Annotated in this window: 1 protein-coding gene; it reads right to left on the bottom strand. The window is 66.0% G+C overall.

Annotation, left to right across the window (positions count from 1 at the left end):
• Positions 1–45: 45 nt before the first annotated feature.
• On the bottom strand, positions 46–1,653 hold the full coding sequence (locus BSB02_RS39100) for a hypothetical protein (RefSeq protein ID WP_084966057.1): 1,608 nt from the start codon (positions 1,651–1,653) through the stop codon (positions 46–48).
• Positions 1,654–1,760: the final 107 nt, after the last annotated feature.

Raw genomic sequence — 1,760 nt, forward strand, 5'->3', positions numbered from 1 at the left:
CTAGCGATCTTTGGTCGTGAAGTTCTGGACGTTTGTGTCAAGTTCTCACGACGCCCGGGGAAGCCGCGCGCGGGCGGCGTAGTCGTCGACGTGCCGGGTGATGGTCTTGAGCGCCGCTCGAAGTTCGGGGGGCGCTTGAGGTTGATCGGCCGCGGTGAGCGGGACGAGTAACCGATTGTAGATCTTGGTGTAGAAGACGGCGATGCGGATGCCCTCGTCGGTGAGGACGTAACGGTTGGAGCGGGGCAGGCGGCGGATCAGGCCGTTGAGCCGCAGGCGGCGTAGGTCGTAGGTCATCTGGCCTGTGCTGTAGGCGGTGCGGCCGAGCAGTCCGGTCATCAAGACGCGAAGGTTCTTGTTGGTGAAGCCGGTCGCGGCGAGCAGCATCTGACAGAGGGCGCCGACCAGGGCCATGACCCGAGGATCGCCGAAGCGTAGCGCCGGGGTCCTCCGTCCCGCCGTATCCACGGTGGGGTGCGCGATCCGCTCAAAGACTGGACTCGCAAGGACGCAGCCCTGGCCGGCACGTTCGACTTCCAGTATGCGCCGGTTCGCGGCGCGGGCCTTGGCCTGAAGTTCGGGAAGGTTGGGCAGGCGGGCGTTGCAGCCCAGGTCGCGGGGCGCGTTGACGACGGTCTCGATCCGCATCGCCCGCCCGTCTTTGAGGTACTGCTTGATCCGGGAATGCTTGTAGAAGACGTTGACGATGACGCCGCCGTTGTCGCGGCGGTCGATCGCGGTGCGGAAAGTGCCGGCCGTGTCGCGACGCACCCGCCGGCCGAAGATGATCTCGACGTTGTGCGGGCGGCCGATGTCGAGGTTGTCGGCGATGAGCGCCTCGAAGAAGCCGCGGGCGTGACGGGGCGCGTCGAAGACGATGGTGCGGGAGATCTCGATCTGCCGCATAGAGGTCTCCCACCAATAGCCGGCGTCGCGTTCTTTGTCGCCGAAGGGCAGCGGCAGCCGAGCGAGCCAGCGCTGCACGAACACGTTGATCGTGCCGGGGCCGAGCCGGTCGCAGATCTCCTGCAGCGCGGCCGGATCGGCGCAGGCGGCGAACCCGTTGGACAGCTCGGCGAAGGCGAGCCCGGCCTTGGCCGCTTGGCATTTGACCCACTCATGCCCGTTGATCCAGACCTTGGCCGGATAGGGGAAGTACGCGCACACCTTGATGAAGCCGGGGCCGAAGTTCTCGTCCCAGAGATAGAAGTAGTAGCAGGTCACCCGCCGGTCGGCCTTGACGAAGGACCAGCGGGGAGTGCCGGTGGAGGTCTTGCCCTCGTGAGCGGTCCACACGCGCTGGAACTCCTGCGCCACCCCGATCGCCGCCACGCCGGAGCGGCCAGTGGCCGCTTGGCGGGCCAGATGAGGTTGCATCGCCTCGAGCTTGGACTCGTCCTTGGCGAACTTGACCCACGGAAGGCCGTTGTCGGCGGCGAAGACCGCAACCGCCTTGCGGAAGCGGTCTCCCAACTGCTTGAACAGCACCGGCGAGGGAAACGGGAAACCCAGATGCCCAGACAGGAACGCCACCACCTGCGAACTAGTCTGCAAGATCGGGACGTAGGCGTTGAGGTAGATCCGATCCAGGCACTCGATGTCCAGCTTCACGTGCCCGTCGAGAACGTCGTTCACCGTCACGACCCGCGCCATGGCAACCACCCACCGCAACCGTTTCCTGGATGCGAGCATGCGCCCACCCGCACGATCGTGTCCACGCCAACCACGCATCTCGGCGGTCCGAGGCGGAGCCTCATTAG

This window comes from Thermoactinospora rubra, assembly GCF_002093975.1.
In the GTDB taxonomy this organism is placed as follows: Bacteria; Actinomycetota; Actinomycetes; order Streptosporangiales; family Streptosporangiaceae; genus Nonomuraea; species Nonomuraea rubra_A.

Excerpts from the sequence above, each read along its gene's own strand:
- BSB02_RS39100 (WP_084966057.1), bottom strand. The coding sequence starts at position 1,653 with ATGGCGCGGGTCGTGACGGTGAACGACGTTCTCGACGGGCACGTGAAG.